Origin of the sequence: Acidihalobacter prosperus (assembly GCF_000754095.2) — a bacterium.
GTDB classification, from domain to species: domain Bacteria; phylum Pseudomonadota; class Gammaproteobacteria; order DSM-5130; family Acidihalobacteraceae; genus Acidihalobacter; species Acidihalobacter prosperus.
In genome coordinates this window covers 482,336-499,216 of record NZ_JQSG02000001.1, presented here as the reverse complement: position 1 = coordinate 499,216, position 16,881 = coordinate 482,336, and the positions used below count along the sequence as shown (strand labels likewise).

14 protein-coding genes are annotated in these 16,881 nt (G+C 64.7%); 8 read left to right on the top strand and 6 right to left on the bottom strand.

The genetic code is table 11. The annotated features are described in order from the left end of the window. Window positions 1-79: 79 nt before the first annotated feature. The 3 genes from acpP to fabD form a co-directional block, all read right to left on the bottom strand. Window positions 80-316 carry an acyl carrier protein gene (gene acpP, locus THPRO_RS02405; RefSeq protein WP_038086394.1) on the bottom strand — a complete coding sequence of 79 codons (237 nt, stop codon included), beginning with the start codon at window positions 314-316 and terminating at the stop codon, window positions 80-82. A gap of 98 nt (window positions 317-414) precedes the next feature. Beyond that, entirely contained in the window at window positions 415-1,158 is a 744-nt protein-coding gene (gene fabG / locus THPRO_RS02400; protein WP_038086391.1) for a 3-oxoacyl-ACP reductase FabG, read from the bottom strand. After that, window positions 1,155-2,099: an ACP S-malonyltransferase gene (gene fabD / locus THPRO_RS02395; protein WP_038086388.1), complete on the bottom strand. Its 945-nt coding sequence runs from the start codon at window positions 2,097-2,099 to the stop codon at window positions 1,155-1,157. Before fabD ends, fabG begins: the two co-directional genes overlap by 4 nt. A gap of 246 nt (window positions 2,100-2,345) precedes the next feature. On the opposite strand from fabD, the gene infA reads away from it, so the two are divergent. Beyond that, a complete protein-coding gene (gene infA / locus THPRO_RS02390) occupies window positions 2,346-2,564 on the top strand; it encodes a translation initiation factor IF-1 (protein ID WP_038086386.1) in 219 nt (72 codons plus the stop codon). 21 nt (window positions 2,565-2,585) lie between these two features. Here the strand turns inward: infA and clpA are convergent, their stop codons facing one another. The 3 genes from clpA to icd all read right to left on the bottom strand — a co-directional run bounded on the left by clpA (window position 2,586) and on the right by icd (window position 6,567). Further along, the gene (clpA, locus tag THPRO_RS02385; protein WP_038086384.1) at window positions 2,586-4,847 is read right to left on the bottom strand and encodes an ATP-dependent Clp protease ATP-binding subunit ClpA; all 2,262 of its coding nucleotides are present in this window, start codon (window positions 4,845-4,847) and stop codon (window positions 2,586-2,588) included. A 60-nt stretch (window positions 4,848-4,907) separates the two neighbouring features. After that, a complete protein-coding gene (gene clpS, locus THPRO_RS02380; RefSeq protein ID WP_038086380.1) occupies window positions 4,908-5,225 on the bottom strand; it encodes an ATP-dependent Clp protease adapter ClpS in 318 nt (105 codons plus the stop codon). Window positions 5,226-5,310: 85 nt separating this feature from the next. Next, the gene (icd, locus tag THPRO_RS02375; protein WP_065089155.1) at window positions 5,311-6,567 is read right to left on the bottom strand and encodes an NADP-dependent isocitrate dehydrogenase; all 1,257 of its coding nucleotides are present in this window, start codon (window positions 6,565-6,567) and stop codon (window positions 5,311-5,313) included. An 84-nt stretch (window positions 6,568-6,651) separates the two neighbouring features. On the opposite strand from icd, the gene THPRO_RS02370 reads away from it, so the two are divergent. The 7 genes from THPRO_RS02370 (at window position 6,652) to putA (ending at window position 16,822) form a co-directional block, all read left to right on the top strand. Further along, on the top strand, window positions 6,652-7,095 hold the full coding sequence (locus THPRO_RS02370; RefSeq protein WP_038086375.1) for an NUDIX hydrolase: 444 nt from the start codon (window positions 6,652-6,654) through the stop codon (window positions 7,093-7,095). Window positions 7,096-7,100: 5 nt separating this feature from the next. Beyond that, the gene (gene mnmA / locus THPRO_RS02365; protein ID WP_038086812.1) at window positions 7,101-8,234 is read left to right on the top strand and encodes a tRNA 2-thiouridine(34) synthase MnmA; all 1,134 of its coding nucleotides are present in this window, start codon (window positions 7,101-7,103) and stop codon (window positions 8,232-8,234) included. A gap of 11 nt (window positions 8,235-8,245) precedes the next feature. Beyond that, window positions 8,246-8,863: a high frequency lysogenization protein HflD gene (gene hflD / locus THPRO_RS02360; protein WP_038086372.1), complete on the top strand. Its 618-nt coding sequence runs from the start codon at window positions 8,246-8,248 to the stop codon at window positions 8,861-8,863. Between the two features lie 150 nt (window positions 8,864-9,013). After that, window positions 9,014-11,746 (top strand): aconitate hydratase AcnA, encoded by a 2,733-nt coding sequence (acnA, locus tag THPRO_RS02355; protein ID WP_038086370.1) that lies wholly within the window; start codon window positions 9,014-9,016, stop codon window positions 11,744-11,746. 40 nt (window positions 11,747-11,786) lie between these two features. Next, a complete protein-coding gene (locus tag THPRO_RS02350) occupies window positions 11,787-12,536 on the top strand; it encodes a VIT1/CCC1 transporter family protein (RefSeq protein WP_038086366.1) in 750 nt (249 codons plus the stop codon). Between the two features lie 70 nt (window positions 12,537-12,606). Continuing rightward, complete coding sequence (locus THPRO_RS02345) at window positions 12,607-13,563, top strand: D-2-hydroxyacid dehydrogenase (protein ID WP_038086363.1); 957 nt, start codon at window positions 12,607-12,609, stop codon at window positions 13,561-13,563. 103 nt (window positions 13,564-13,666) lie between these two features. Further along, the gene (gene putA, locus THPRO_RS02340; protein WP_038086359.1) at window positions 13,667-16,822 is read left to right on the top strand and encodes a bifunctional proline dehydrogenase/L-glutamate gamma-semialdehyde dehydrogenase PutA; all 3,156 of its coding nucleotides are present in this window, start codon (window positions 13,667-13,669) and stop codon (window positions 16,820-16,822) included. Window positions 16,823-16,881 lie beyond the last annotated feature (59 nt).

Sequence of the window (16,881 nt, the reverse complement as noted above, 5' to 3'; positions counted from 1 at the left end):
TTTCGTGACCTGCAACCCCCCGCGGCCGGCACCCGGCGACCGCGGTCGGGGGATACCGGCTCGAGCGGGCGGGCCGCGTTTATTTCAGATGCGCGTTGATGTAGTCGATCGCCTGCTGCACGGTCGTGATCTTCTCGGCCTCTTCGTCGGGAATCTCGCACTCGAATTCTTCTTCGAGGGCCATCACCAGCTCGACCGTGTCCAATGAGTCGGCGCCGAGATCGTCGACAAAGGACGAATCGTTCTTGACGTCCTCCTCCTTGACGCCAAGCTGCTCGACCACGATCTTTTTGACGCGCTCTTCAACGTTGCTCATGCTCGTTATTCCCCTGTGTAAAAAAAATGCAGCCTTCGGCTGCGGGCGGTATTTTAGAGAAACCGCAGCCACACCGCCACCTGTGTACGGCAACTGGCCTAAGCCATGTACATGCCGCCGTTGACGTGCAAGGTCTCGCCGGTGATGTAGCCGGCACCGGGCGAGGCCAGAAACGCGACGGCCTGGGCGATATCATCGACGCCACCCAGCCGCCGCAGTGGAATTTGTCCGAGCAGCCCCTCGCGCTGCTCCTCCTTGAGCACGCGGGTCATGTCGGTATCGATGAATCCCGGCGCCACCACGTTGACGGTGATGCCGCGCGATCCCACCTCGCGGGCCAGCGACTTGCTGAAGCCGATCATGCCCGCCTTGGCGGCCGAATAGTTGCACTGTCCGGGGTTGCCGGAGGCGGCGACCACTGAAGCGATGTTGATGATACGGCCGCGCCGCGACTTGATCATGCCGCGAATGCAGGCACGCGAAAGCCTGAAGACCGAGCCGAGATCGGTATCGATGACCGTCTCCCAATCCTCGTCCTTCATGGCCATCAGCAGTGTGTCGCGCGTGATGCCGGCATTGTTGACCAGAATCGATGTCGGGCCATGTTCGGCCGCGATGCGGGCCGTAACTTCATCCACCGAAGCCTGTTCCTCCACCCTGAGGACCATGCCTGCTCCTTTGGCGCCGGCAGTCGCGAGATAGGCGCCGATGGCCTGTGCGCCGGCTTCCGAGGTGGCCGTGCCGATCACGGTGGCCCCGCGGTTCGCCAGTTCCAACGCAATGGCCTGCCCGATGCCGCGGCTTGCGCCCGTGACCAGCGCGACTTCGCCCACAAGACTCATGATCCATATTCCTCGCAAAGCTCAAGTGCGGCATCCAGGGTCTTCACGTCATCGACGCAGAGCACCTTGAGGCTGCGATCAATCCGTTTGTTAAGGCCGCTGAGCACCTTGCCCGGGCCGAATTCGAAGACGACGCGAATGCCTTCGTCCGCGAAACCCTCGATGGTTTCGACCCAGCGTACGGGATTGTAAAGCTGGCGCACCAAGGCATCGGCGATTTCCGCCGGATCGCGCTTGGCAGTCACGTCGACGTTATGAATGACCGGTGCGCGCGCGACACCGAACGTCACGTCGCGTAGCACGTCGGCAAAGGCGTCGGCGGCTGGTTTCATCAGCGTGCAATGCGACGGCACGCTGACGTTGAGCGAGATGACGCGCTTGGCGCCGGCCTCGCTGGCGAGGCTCATCAGCCGAGCCACCGCATCGGACTGTCCCGCGACCACCACCTGCCCGGGTGCATTGAAATTGACCGCCTCGACGACCTCGCCTGCCGCCGCCTTCGCGCACAGTGCGGCCACCTGGTCGTCGGCGAGTCCCAGTATGGCGGCCATCGCACCGCTGCCGGCGGGGACGGCGGATTGCATCAGCCGCCCGCGTTCGGCGACGAGGCGTACCGCATCGCCGAAGGCCAGTGCGCCGGCGCAGACCAGGGCGGTGTACTCGCCGAGGCTATGTCCGGCCATCACCTCGGGCCGGCAGCCGCCCTCCTCTTCCCAGGCACGCCAGACGGCGACGCCCGCCGCCAGCATGGCCGGTTGTGTCACGGTCGTCCGGCCCAGCTCTTCCTCCGGGCCGTTCTGCACCAGCGACCAGAGGTCGTAACCCAGGCAATCGGATGCTTCCTGAAAGGTTTCACGTACCTGCGGGTACTTGTCGGAAAGCGCGGCCAGCATCCCGATCGATTGGGATCCCTGGCCGGGGAACACGGCAGCGATGCTCATGGAGTCTGTAAATGCCTCGGGCTCAAAAAGGCGAGTAGTTTAGGCAAAGGCCTGTCGGTGGGCAAATACTTGCGTGGCGTCCGGCCGCGCGCGTGGCGCGCCGAGGCCGCTGGTGTAACATGTTGCACCGCCACGGCGCTTGCCGCTACCCCCGTGCCTCCGGCACAAACGGCACCAGGTGCCTTGTTTTATGGCGCCAGTTATTGATAATGGGCGCCTCGTCGCCCCGAGGGATATCCCGTACGAATGGCTAAAGAAGACGCAATAGAGATGGAAGGCAAGGTGATCGACACCCTGCCGAACACGATGTTCAGGGTCCAGCTGGACAACGGTCACGTCGTGACCGCCCACATTTCCGGCCGCATGCGCAAGCATTACATCCGCATTCTGACCGGCGACCAGGTTACCGTCGAACTCACGCCCTACGACCTGAGCAAGGGCCGCATCGTCTACCGCAAGAAGTGACCCCGACCGGGGACGGCGGCCCTAGTGGACCGCCTCCCGATCGCTGCTGAAGGCCAGTCTCAGCTCATCACCTTCGACGTCGAGATGAACCTCCCCGCCTTCGCGGAGCCGTCCGAACAGGATTTCCTCTGCGAGCGGCTTCTTGACGTGTTCCTGAATCACTCGCGACATCGGTCGCGCACCCATCAACGGATCGTAGCCCCGCTCGGCCAGCCAGGCGCGTGCGGTGTCGTCCACGATCAGGCGCACCTTTTTCTCCTCCAGCTGTGATTCGAGCTCGATCAGGAACTTGTCGACCACGTTGGCTACGATTCTCGGCTCCAGCGCCTTGAACTGGATGATGGCATCCAGCCGGTTGCGAAATTCGGGCGAGAACGAGCGGCGGATGGCCTCCATGCCGTCGGTGGAATGGTCCTGTTCGGTAAAGCCCAGAGTGCGACGGCTGACGGACTGCGCGCCGGCGTTGCTGGTCATGATCAGGATCACGTTGCGGAAGTCCACCTGGCGGCCATTCGCGTCGGTGAGCGTGCCGTGATCCATGACCTGTAACAGCAGGTTATAGACGTCCGGATGGGCCTTTTCGATTTCGTCGAGCAGCAACACGGCGTGCGGGTGCTTGAGAATGGCGTCCGTCAGCAGGCCGCCCTGGTCGAACCCGACATAACCGGGCGGCGCGCCGATCAGTCGCGAAACCGTGTGCCGCTCCATGTATTCCGACATATCGAAACGCACCAGCTCGATGCCGAGAATCTGTGCGAGTTGACGAGTCACTTCGGTTTTGCCCACGCCGGTCGGCCCCGCGAACAGGAACGACCCGATCGGTTTATCGGGATTGCCGAGTCCCGAGCGGGACATCTTGATCGCCGCGGATAGCGCGCCAATGGCGTCGTCCTGCCCGAACACGACCAGCTTGAGGTTGCTTTCGAGATTCTTCAGCACTTCCATATCCGAACTCGACACCTGCTTCGGCGGGATGCGCGCGATCTTGGCCACGATATCCTCGACATCGTGCACCGAGATGGTCTTGCGCCGCTGGCTCGCCGGCTGCAGGCGCCGACGTGCCCCGGCCTCGTCGATCACGTCGATGGCCTTGTCGGGCAGATGGCGGTCGGTGATGTAACGTTCGGAAAGTTCGGCCGCCGCGCGCAACGAAGGATTGGTGTAGCGTACGTCGTGATGTTCCTCGAAACGCCCCTTGAGGCCCTTCAGGATCTGGTAGGTTTCGTCCACGCTGGGTTCGCGCACATCGATCTTCTGGAATCGCCTGGCCAGCGCGCGATCCTTCTCGAAAATTCCGCGATACTCCTGATAGGTAGTCGAGCCGATGCATTTGAGCTGACCGTTCGCCAGCATGGGCTTGATCAGGTTCGAGGCGTCCATCACGCCGCCTGACGCGGCGCCCGCGCCGATGATCGTGTGGATCTCGTCGATGAACAGGATCGCGCCCGGCTGGCGCTTGAGCTGCGCGAGCACGCCCTTGAGGCGCTTCTCGAAGTCGCCTCGGTATTTCGTGCCGGCCACGAGAGCGCCAAGATCGAGCGAATACACCACACCATCGTTGAGGATTTCCGGCACCTCGCCGTCGACGATGCGCTTGGCGAGTCCTTCGGCGAGCGCGGTCTTGCCGACTCCGGCTTCGCCCACATAGAGCGGGTTGTTCTTGCGGCGACGGCAGAGGATCTGCACCGTGCGCTCGATCTCGTGATCGCGTCCGATCAACGGGTCGATCTTGCCCTGGCGGGCCAGCTCGTTGAGATTGGTGGCGAACTGATCCAGTGGATTGCTGCGCGCAGTCTCCTCGCCGCCGGCCTCGGACGGGCTTTCCGCGTCCATTTCGGGCTGGTCGTCGGAAACCTTGGATATGCCATGGGAGATGTAGTTCAGCACGTCGAGCCGGCTGATGCCCTGCTTGGAGAGCAGGTAGACCGCGTGTGATTCCTGCTCGCCAAACAGCGCGACCAGGACGTTTGCGCCGGTCACTTCCTTGCGCCCGGAGGATTGAACGTGGAAGACCGCCCGTTGCAGTACGCGCTGGAAACCCACCGTGGGCTGGGTCTCACGCTGGTCGCCCTCGTTCAGGCGTGGCGTATTGTCGTCGATGAACAGATCCAGTTCGCGTTTGAGGCGCAATAGGTCCGCGCCGCAGGCGCGCAGCACGCCGACTGCGGTCGGATTGTCCGTCAAGGCCAGCAGCAGGTGTTCCACGGTGATGAATTCGTGGCGCTTCTCGCGGGCTTGCTTGAAAGCCATGTTGAGAGAGAATTCAAGCTCTTTGTTCAGCATTGCCGATTTGCCTCAGGTTGGCGGCCATCCTCGGCCCATGGAGTCCGTATCGATCAGGCCTCAGGCCTCTTCCAGGGTGCACAACAGGGGGTGCTGGTGATCACGCGCATAGTCGTTGACCTGCGCCACCTTGGTTTCCGCGATATCGCGGGTAAACACTCCGCAGACACCCCGGCCGCGGGTGTGTACGTGCAGCATGACGCGGGTCGCCTTCTCCCGATCCATGCCGAAAAACACCTCCAGCACCTCGACCACGAACTCCATCGGAGTGTAGTCGTCGTTGAGAATCACGACCTTGTACAGGGGCGGCTGCTTGATTTCCGGGCGGCTTTCCTCGACCACGAAGTCCGCCTGGCCATCATGCTTTTCCTCGCTCATGTTTACTATGTCGGGCTTCACAGCTTCAATCTCAAGGTCATCCCATGCGGCCTGGCGCGCCGGAACCGCATTCGCCGTACCGGCGCTACATGTGTGCAACGATGCAACGCCCGAACTCGGAACTGGTAACGGTCTGCGCGCCGTCCATCAGGCGCGCCAGATCGCCAGTGACCCGCCGTGCGCGAATCGCGCCGGACAGGCCCGCCACGATCGCATCTGCGGCTTCGGTCCAGCCGAGATGGCGCAACATCATTTCCGCGGACAACACCAGCGAACCGGGATTGGCCCGATCCTGCCCGGCGATGTCGGGCGCCGTGCCATGGGTCGCCTCGAAGATGGCGACGCGGTCGGACATATTCGCGCCCGGTGCGATGCCGATGCCGCCTACCTGGGCCGCGAGGGCGTCTGAGATATAGTCGCCGTTCAGGTTCAGCGTCGCAATCACATCGTACGCCTCCGGCTTGAGCAGTATTTCCTGCAGGAAAGCGTCGGCGATGACGTCCTTGAGCACGATGTCCGATCCCGTCCTTGGGTTTTTCATGCGCATCCACGGGCCGCCGTCGAACGGTTCGGCACCGAATTCGCGACCGGCCAGGGCATATCCCCAGTTCTTGAAGGCACCCTCGGTGAATTTCATGATGTTGCCTTTGTGCACCAGGGTCACGGACGGCCGCTCGTTGTCGATGGCATATTGGATCGCCTTGCGCACCAGGCGTTCCGTGCCCTCGCGGGAAACGGGTTTGATGCCGATGCCGGAGGTTTCCGGAAAGCGGATCTTGCTCACCCCCATCTGCTCGCGCAAAAACGTGATCACCGCCTGCGCCTCGGGCGTGCCGGCGGCCCATTCGATGCCCGCGTAAATGTCTTCCGAGTTCTCGCGGAAGATCACCATGTCGGTCTTTTCCGGCTGTTTGAGAGGGCTCGGGGTTCCGTCGTAATAACGTACGGGACGTAGGCAGACGTACAGGTCGAGCTGCTGCCTGAGGGCGACATTGAGCGAGCGGATGCCGCCGCCGACCGGCGTCGTCAGCGGTCCCTTGATCGAGACGGGATATTCCTTCAGAGCCTCCAGGGTTTCGTCGGGCAGCCAGACGTCGGCGCCGTAGACCCGGGTCGCCTTTTCACCGGCATAGACCTCCATCCAGACGACCCGGCGCTCATCGCCATAGACCTTGCTCACCGCCGCATCGACAACCTCGCGCATCACCGGCGTCACGTCTGCGCCGATGCCATCGCCCTCAATGAAGGGGATGATCGGGCGCGCCGGAACACGGAGGCCGTCATCGGAGCGAGCGTCGATCTTTTCGCCGTCGCTGGGTATCTGGATGTGCACGTAAGGCATGGGTCGGGGGTCTCCGCGAGAAAGATGGGATGGGTCGCATTATACATTCACTCCGCGACCACAGAGCTGTGATAAAGTCGTTCGATGCGGTTCCACCCCCACGTCACCGTTGCGGCGGTCGCCGAGCGCGCGGGCCGGTTTTTGATGGTCCGCGAACGCATCGATGGCCAAACGCGCTACAACCAGCCGGCCGGTCATCTTGAGGCCGGAGAGTCCCTGCTTGAAGCCGTGGTGCGCGAAACCCTGGAGGAAACCGCCTGGGCTTTCCAGCCCGAAGCGCTGATCGCGCTCTACCGCTGGGTCAGCCCGGCCGGCACCACCTTTCTGAGGGCGACCTTCGCCGGGTCCGTCGGCGAGGAGAATGCCGGGTGCGCTCTCGACACCGGCATCGAGGCCGCCGAGTGGCTCACGCCCGAGGCGATCCGCGCGCTAGGGCCGCGGCTGCGCAGCCCCCTCGTCCTGCAAGCCATCGACGACTATCTGCTGGGGCGCCGCTACCCGCTGGATCTGCTGCGCGAGCTCGCGTGACCGGCATGCGGCGCCAGCGCATCATCGTCGGACTCTCCGGCGGCGTCGACTCCGCCGTGGCCGCCCTGCGCCTGCTCGAACAGGGCCATCGCGTCGAGGGCCTGTTCATGAAGAACTGGGAAGACGACGACGAGGAAGGTTATTGCGCCGCCGAGGAAGATCTCGCGGAGGCGCGTCGCGTTGCCGGAACGCTCGAAATACCACTGCACAAGGTCAATTTCGCACGCGAATACTGGGATCGTGTGTTCGCCTATTTCCTGGCCGAATACAAGGCCGGGCGCACGCCCAATCCGGACGTGCTCTGCAATCGCGAAATCAAATTCAAGGCCTTTCTCGGCCATGCCCGCAAGCTTGGCGCGGATGCCATCGCCACGGGCCATTACGCACGCATCGACGCGCAGTCGAATCTGCTGCGGGGGCTGGACCCGAACAAGGATCAGAGCTACTTCCTGCACGCATTGACGCGAGAGCAGCTTGCCGCCAGCCGTTTCCCGCTTGGCGCCCTGCTCAAATCCGATGTTCGCGCGCTGGCACGCGAGGCGGGCCTGCCGAATCATCAGCGCAAGGACAGTACCGGAATCTGCTTCATCGGCGAACGCCGCTTTCGCGACTTCCTCGCCCGCTACCTGCCGGCTATGCCAGGCGCCATCGTCGATCCGCATGGCCGCCAGCTGGGTGCTCACCAGGGTTTGATGTACTACACCCTGGGCCAACGCCAGGGTCTCGGGATCGGGGGCACGGCGGACGGCGGCGAGGCGCCCTGGTATGTCGCCGAAAAAAGATTGGATCGCAACGAACTGATGGTTGTCCAGGGTCACGACCACCCGCTGTTGCAGTCGGCCGCGCTGCAGGTGCGGCCCCTGCATTGGATTGCCGGGCACGCCCCCGCGGAACGCTTCACCTGTACCGCCAAGACCCGATACCGGCAGGCCGATCAGGCCTGCACCGTCACGCTGGAAGCCGGCGGCGCACGGGTTGCGTTCGAACGTCCGCAGCGTGCGGCCACGCCCGGGCAATACGCGGTGTTCTACCAGGGCGATATCTGTCTTGGCGGCGGAGTTATCGAATCGATCGATCGTCCGTCGGATATCCGCGACGCAACCGGCATACACGCGGACCGGGCGGCACAGGGCATCTGAGGGGGAATGAAATGGAAAAAAATCTGCGCAATCGAACGCTGGCACTGGCAGCCGTCTTCCAATGCGCCGCCGATGCGGACAGGCTTGCGCGCACGGGCACCCTGGAGGCGGACGCGCTCAAACCGATGATCCACAGCTTGCTGACACGCGATGCCGAGAGCCTGGAGGCCGTTTACGAAGGCATCGTCCATCTGCGCCCCGGCCTGCAGATTCTCAAGGCACAGCTCGACCCGCAGGCGCGCATGCACGCGCTCGAAGTCATGCGTTACGCGGTGGCGCTGCTGCATCTGGAGCGGCGGCTGTCGAAACGCCCCGAGATGCTCGAACGCCTGTCGCGGGGCATCGACGGTGCCCTGCGACAGGCGGAGTATTTCAATTCCACCCATGAGAACGTGATCGCCAGTCTGGCTGCGCTCTATCGCGAGACCATCAGTGAACTCGGGCCAAGAATCATCGTGCGCGGTGAGCAAAGCCATCTGTCCAACGAAAACGTGGCCAGCCGTATCCGCGTGTTGCTGCTCGCCGGCATCCGCGCCGCCGTATTGTGGCGTCAGGCCGGCGGCACCCGCCTGCGCTTGCTGTTCGCGCGCAAGCCCCTGCTGCGCGAGGCCGAGCGCCTGCTCGCCTGATCGTTCGCCGCGCACGTTGCACGGGGCGTAAGGCACGGCAAGTGGTTTACAATGGGCTTCGTCTCCGGGCAGCCCCCTCGGATCTGTCCCGGTTCGGCATGCGCAACAGGCCCAGCGCCCCCAACACCCACCCGGACACAAGGACGACTCATGCACAACAGCCTCGATACTCGGACCGAACTGCGCGTTCAGGGCCAGTCCTACGCCATCCACAAACTGTCTGCGCTGGACGGCGCCAACCGACTGCCCTACTCGCTCAAGATTCTGCTCGAGAATCTATTGCGGTTCGAGGACGGCGTGAGCGTCACCCTGGCCGACATCGAAGCCGTGCTGGCATGGGATCCGCGCGCAGAACCGAGCCAGGAAATCGCCTTCCGCCCCGCGCGCGTGCTGATGCAGGACTTCACCGGCGTGCCCGCGGTAGTCGACCTCGCCGCCATGCGCGACGCGATGCGACGGCTGGGTGGCGACCCCGACAGGATCAACCCCCTGCAGCCGGCGGAACTGGTCATCGACCACTCGGTGCAGGTCGACCGCTTCGGCTCCGATGATGCCTTCAATCTCAACGCCGAGCTCGAATACAGCCGCAACCGCGAGCGCTACGCCTTTCTCAAGTGGGGGCAGAAAGCCTTCTCGAACTTCAAGGTGGTGCCGCCCGATACCGGCATCGTGCATCAGGTCAATCTCGAATATCTGGCTCGTGTGGTGTTCACGCGCCGACTCGAAGACGGCAACCTCGAGGCCTATCCGGACACCGTGGTCGGGACCGACTCCCACACTACCATGATCAACGGCCTCGGCGTGCTCGGCTGGGGCGTGGGCGGCATCGAGGCCGAGGCCGCCATGCTGGGCCAGCCGATCTCGATGCTGTTGCCGCAGGTGATCGGTTTCCGCCTGACCGGCGCCCTGCCGGAGGGTGCGACCGCCACCGACCTTGTTCTGACCGTGGTTGAAATGCTGCGCCGCAAGGGCGTGGTCGGCAAATTCGTCGAATTTTTCGGCGACGGGCTGGCGCAGCTGCCACTCGCCGATCGCGCCACGATCAGCAACATGGCCCCCGAGTACGGCGCCACCTGCGGCATCTTTCCGATCGATGTCGAAACCCTGCGGTATCTCGAACTGAGCGGGCGCCCCGCCGACCAGGTGGCATTGACCGAAGCCTACGCGCGCGCCCAGGGCATGTTCTACGAGCCGGGCATGCCGACGCCCGACTATAGCGATATCCTGACGCTGGATCTGGCCACGGTCGAACCTTCGCTGGCAGGACCCAAGCGCCCACAGGACCGCATCACCCTGCGCGAGGCCAAGCAGACCATCGGCTCGGCGCTCGACGATGTCATGCGTGCGCGCATGGCCGCCTTCGCCAGCCGGCGCGATGCCGAGGGCTTCGAAGCCGAGGGGGGGCATGCCGCAGTCGGCGTCGAGCACCAGGCCGACGATCCCGCACGGCGCAGCGCGTTGCGCATGCACCTCAAGGACGGCATGGTTGTGATCGCCGCGATCACCTCCTGCACCAACACCTCCAATCCCTCGGTGATGATCGCGGCCGGTCTGCTGGCGCAGAAAGCGCGTGCGCGCGGACTTTGCGTCCAGCCCTGGGTCAAGACCTCGCTCGCGCCCGGATCCCGCGTGGTGACGGCCTATCTCGACAAGGCCGGTCTCAGCGAAGACCTCGCCGCACTGGGTTTCGACCTGGTGGGCTACGGCTGCACCACCTGCATCGGCAACTCAGGCCCGCTGCCGGAACCCGTCAGCGAAGCGATCCGTCGCGATGACCTGACCGTCTGCTCCGTGCTATCCGGCAACCGCAACTTCGAGGGCCGCGTGCACTCCGAGGTGCGCATGAACTTCCTGGCCTCGCCACCGTTGGTGGTCGCCTATGCACTGGCCGGGCGCATGGATATCGATCTCTATCACGAACCGCTGGGCGAGGATAAGACCGGCCATCCGGTCTATCTGCGCGACATTTGGCCGAGCCAGCATGAAATCCAGGAAAAGATTCTGTCCAGCGTCACCGCCGAGCAGTTCGCCGCGAGCTACGACGACGTGTATGCCGGCGAGGCGCGTTGGCAGCGCCTGGAGGCTCCCGACAGTCCGTTGTTCGCCTGGCAGACCGATTCCACTTACGTGCAGAATCCGCCCTATTTCGACGATATCGACCAGCCGCTGGCGCCGGTGAGCGACATCACCGGCGCACGGGTGCTCGCGCATCTCGGCGATTCGGTCACCACCGATCATATCTCGCCGGCCGGCTCGATCAAGGCCGATAGCCCCGCCGGCCACTATCTCGTTGAACGCGGTGTGGCACCCGGCGATTTCAATTCCTACGGCTCGCGCCGCGGCAACCATGAAGTGATGATGCGCGGCACCTTCGCCAACATCCGTTTGCGCAACCGCCTTGCGCCGGGCACCGAGGGCGGCTTCACCCGGCACCTGCCCTCCGGCGAGGAATGCACCATTTACGACGCGGCCATGCGCTACAAGGCCGAAGGCGTACCGAGCCTCATCATCGCAGGCGCCGAGTACGGCTCCGGCTCGAGCCGCGACTGGGCCGCCAAGGGTCCACGATTGCTCGGCGTGCGCGCGGTGCTGGTGGAAAGCTTCGAGCGCATCCATCGCTCCAATCTGGTCGGCATGGGCATTCTGCCGCTGCAGTTCCTCGCCGGTGAGAATGCCGAGATCCTGGGGCTGAGCGGTGAAGAGGTCTACGACATCACGGGACTCGGCGACGGTTCCGCCAAGGAAGTCACGGTGACCGCCACTGCCGCCGACGGCACGCGCAAATCCTTCCGCGCCAAGGTCCGCATCGATACCCCGCAGGAAGTCGAGTATTACCGTCACGGCGGTATTCTGCCGTACGTGCTGCGCCAGCTGGCCGCCTGAAGACCGTGCGGCGCCGGGACGATCCAACGCCGGCGCCGCCATGAAACCCGGTATCGAGGAAGAACACGAACCTGACGCCATCCGCCGCCGGCTGGCCATCCAGCGGCGTGGGCAGGGACATCTCGGCGACGCCGTGCTCGGTGCGATCGACGGATGCGTCACCACCTTCGCGGTGGTTGCCGGCGCCGTCGGCGCGCAGTTCCCGGCCCAGGTCGCCATCGTGCTCGGTCTGGCCAATCTCCTGGCGGACGGTTTCAGCATGGCGGTCAGCAACTACCAGGCCGCGCGCAGTCAGCAGGAGCAGATCGAGCAGGCGCGCCGCAACGAAAGTCGACATATCAGGGAGATACCGGCGGGCGAGCGCGAGGAAATTCGCCAGATCTATGCCGCCAAGGGTTTCGAGGGCGAGACGCTGGAGGCCGTCGTGCGCGTCATCACCTCCGATCGCGAGTTGTGGCTGAATACCATGTTGACCGAGGAGCTCGGCTTCCCTCCGCAAGCGCCAGAGCCACTCAAGGCCGCGTTGACGACGCTCGCGTCGTTCCTGGCTATCGGTCTCATTCCCTTGTTTCCTTTCATTTTCGCAAGCGAGTATCCGCAGCGGGCGTTCGTCTTAAGCGTGATGCTTACCAGTCTGAGTTTTTTTACGATCGGCGCCGTGCGTGGGCATCTGCTCAATCGTTCGCGCCTTCACTCCGGCATTGGCACCCTTGTGACCGGCGGTGCCGCGGCCGCGCTGGCCTATTTCACCGGACACCTGCTGCACGGTTTGTACGGCACGCTGCAGTAGTGCGGCAGGCAAACTTTCGTGCATACGGACAGACTGCTAATCTGCCCCTCTTTTGCCGAAGGAGGCTCGGATGCGCGGCGTATTTCTCGACATGGACACTCTCGACAACGGTGACCTCGACCGCACGCCCCTGAACGAGACCGTCACCGATTGGATCTTTCACGCGCAGACCGCAGCCGACGAGGTGACGGCGCATATCGGCGATGCCGAAGTCCTGATCACCAACAAGGTCATGGTCGACGGCGCGGCGTTGCGACAGGCCGCGCATCTCAAATTGATCTGCGTGGCCGCCACGGGCACCAACAACGTCGATCTGGATGCGGCATCAAGCCAGGGTATCGTGGTGTGCAACGTACGCGACTACGGCACGGCCTCCGTCGCCGAACACACCATCGCCCTCATGCTTGCGCTGATCAGGCACCTGCCCGAATATGCGCGCGCGGTCGAACGGGGCGCCTGGACCTCGGCACGCAGTTTTTCGCTTTACGACTACTTCCCGGTCGGAGAACTCAACGGGCGTACGCTGGGCATCGTCGGCCATGGCGTGCTCGGCGGTGCGGTCGCGCGTATGGCCGATTGCATGGGCATGCGCGTTCTGCTCTCCGAACGCTCAGGCGCGACGCCGCGTCCCGGCCGCGTCGCCTTCGAAACGGTCCTCGATGAAGCCGACGTGCTGAGCCTGCACTGCCCGTTGACGCCCGAAACAGCCGGCCTGATCGGCGCCGCCGAGCTCGATCGCCTGGGGCCGACCGCGATGCTGATCAACACAGCCCGCGGCGGTCTGATCGACAGTCAAGCCCTCGCGGCCGCCCTGCGCGAGGGCCGTCTCGGCGCCGCCGGTCTCGACGTGCTCGACCGGGAGCCGCCGCCCGCCGACCATCCGCTGCTCGCCGACGACATCCCCAACCTGATCATCACGCCACATGTGGCCTGGGCCAGCCGCACTGCCCGCCAGCGCCTGGTCGACGAGATGGCCTTGAACATCCGTGCCTTCCTCGCCGGCACACCGCGCAACCGGGTTGCCTGAAGGCGAACGGGCGGGCGCCGCGCGCCGGACTGAACCATAATGGGCGGAAACGGGAGGTGAGCCTTCGCCCACCGTTGTCGCAAGCATCCCGGAGCGCTCGATCATGCTGTTCGATGCAACGCCTGCCGAAAGCCCGGACCTGCGCGCTGCGATCCGGCGCGCGCATCTCCGCGACGAGAACGATTGCCTGCGCGCGCTGCTAAGCGATGCGAGCTTCGACGAACCCGCCCGAGAGCGTATTCGCCTGCATGCCGAGGCGTTGATCGATGACATGCTGCAACACCCCATGCAGGAGGATGATGCGGGCCTCCTGATGGCCGAATACGGTCTCGACAGCGCAGAGGGTCAGGCGTTGATGGGATTGGCAGAAGCCCTGCTGCGTATCCCGGACGGTTCGACCGCCGGCGCGCTGATCCGCGATCGGCTCGGCGCGGTCGACTGGCGTCGACGCAGTGCCACCGCCGAGACGCTGCAGGCCGGCGCACGCGACCACGCGCTCGCCTGGGCGAGTCGCCTGCTCGTTTCCGGGGATGGGCGCGGCACTGGCCGCCTGCGCCGTTTCGCAGCGCGCGCAGGCGAACCGCTCGCGCGCGCTGTGGCGATACGTGCCATGCGCCGTCTGGGACGCAGCTTCGTGTTTGCGGATGACATCGAACGGGCCCTGCACAGGGCCGCATCCACCGAAGCTCGCGGAGGGCGCCATGCCTATGACATGCTGGGCGAGGCGGCGATGACCGAAGCCGACGCCTTGCGCTATCTGGCCGCCTATCGCCATGCGATCGACGCAATCGGCCGCCATGCGGCATCCGAGTCTGATCCGCTGCGGCGCGCATCCCTGTCGGTCAAGCTTTCCGCATTGCATCCGCGCTACGAATACGCCCAACGAGAGCGCGTGTGCGCCGAGCTCCTGCCGCGCCTGCGGCAACTGTGCCTCGATGCCGCCGCGCGCGGCATCGCGCTTTGTATCGATGCCGAGGAGACGAGCCGCCTCGAACCCTCGCTGGACCTGATCGAGCGCCTGATGGCCGACTCGGAGCTGCATGCCTGGACGGGCTTCGGGGTGGCTGTCCAGGCCTATCAGAAACGCGCGCCGGCGGTACTGGAATGGCTGCTCGACCAAGCCGAAAGAAATGACCGCAAGGTCATGATAAGACTGGTAAAGGGCGCATACTGGGATACTGAAATCAAACTCGCGCAGCAGGCCGGACTCGACGACTATCCCGTCTACACCCGCCGCGTCGGCACCGACGTCGCCTATCTGGCCTGCGCCCGACGCCTGCTGGCGCGCCGCGACCGCTGCTATCCGCTGTTCGCCACCCACAACGCCCATACCGTGGCTGCCGTGCTGGAGATGGCGGGTGACGGTGGCGGTTTCGAGTATCAACGGCTTTACGGCATGGGGGCCGCGCTTTATGCGCGTTTGGCGGTTCGGCAGGCGCGTCAGGGCCGCCCCGCGCCGCCCTGCCGCGTCTATGCGCCGATCGGTTCACGGGATCACCTGTTGGCCTATCTCATCCGGCGGCTGCTGGAAAACGGGGCCAATGGCTCGTTCGTGCATCGCGTACGGGCAGCGGCAAGAGACAAAGACCCAATGCTGTGTGCGGACCCGGCCGAACATCTGCGCAGCCTGGGGACCGCTGTGCGTCATCCCCTCCTCCCCCTGCCCTCGTCGCTGTATGGCGACATGCGCACCAACGCCGCCGGATTGGATTTGACTGACGAGGGCACTCTGCGGAAGCTCGATCACGACATGCAGGCCACTCTCGCGCCGCCACGTCTTGTCGCCCCACTGATTGACGGACATTCCTCGGTCGGTGACTCGCGCCCGGTCTACGACCCCGCCGATCTGCGGCGACAGGTTGGCAGCGTGGTCGAAGCCACCCGGGCCGACGTCGAAAAGGCGTTGGCGACGACGTATTCCGCAGCCGCCTCATGGGCCGCCACGCCGGTTGCCGAACGCGCGGCGTGCCTCGATCGGCTGGCCGATCTCTACCAAGGGCACCGGGCCGCGCTGATGGCGTTATGCGTGCGCGAGGCCGGGCGCACCGTGGCCGACGCCCTGGCTGAAGTGCGCGAAGCCGTCGATTTTTGCCGCTACTACGCCGCGCAGGCACGCAATCTGTTCTCTGCGCCACACCGGTTGCCCGGACCGACGGGCGAGGACAATCGTCTCAGTCTGCACGGACGCGGCGTTTTCGTCTGCATCAGTCCCTGGAATTTCCCGCTGGCGATCTTCACTGGTCAGATCGCGGCCGCGCTGGCGGCCGGCAATGCCGTGATCGCGAAGCCGGCCGAGCAGACGCCTTTGATTGCGGGACTTGCGGTCGAGCTCATGCTGCGTGCCGGTATTCCGCCGTCGGTGCTGGCCCTGTTGCCCGGCGACGGCAGTCGCATCGGCCCCTGGCTGACGGGTGACCCGCGCATTGCCGGTGTCGCCTTTACCGGCTCCACGCTGACCGCACAGCATATCCAGCGCGGCCTGGCGGAACGGCAAGGGCCGATGGTGCCACTGATTGCGGAAACCGGAGGCCTCAATGCGATGATCGCCGACAGCACCGCCTTGCCGGAACAGCTGGTACGGGATGTGGTGCAATCGGCTTTTTCGAGCGCAGGTCAGCGCTGCTCCGCGCTCCGGGTGCTGTACCTCCAGGACGAGATCGCGGAAACCGTGCTAACCATGCTGAGCGGCGCGCTCGATTTGTTGGCGACGGGCGATCCGGCCCGTCTGTCCACCGACGTCGGACCCGTGATCGACGCCGACGCGCGGGCGGACCTGGAAGCGCATGCGGCTGGCCTGACCGAAGCGGGCCGCCTGCTGGCACGGGCCGAACTATCCGCCGCATGCGCTCATGGCCACTTCGTCGCGCCGGCGGTCTTCCGGCTTGAAGGCATCGATGAACTTGAAGGCGAGGTTTTCGGGCCTTTTCTGCACGTGGTGCGCTGGCGCGCGGGCACGCTCGATCAGATTGTCGACGCCATCAACGCAACCGGCTATGGGTTGACGCTCGGCGTGCACAGCCGGATCGAATCACGGATACGCCAGATCGCCGATCGCGCCCGGGTCGGCAATCTATACGCAAACCGCAACATGATCGGTGCCGTGGTCGGCGTGCAGCCCTTCGGCGGCGAAGGGCTATCGGGCACAGGCTTCAAGGCGGGCGGTCCGCATTATCTGCTGCGTTTCTCCACCGAACGGGTGCTGACGATCAATACCGCCGCGGTCGGCGGCGATGCGGGACTGCTCGCACGGGACGCATGACGGGATTCCCGCCCCGGCACCCAGACACCGTCGGCCGTCAACGATCGAGCGTGGATATG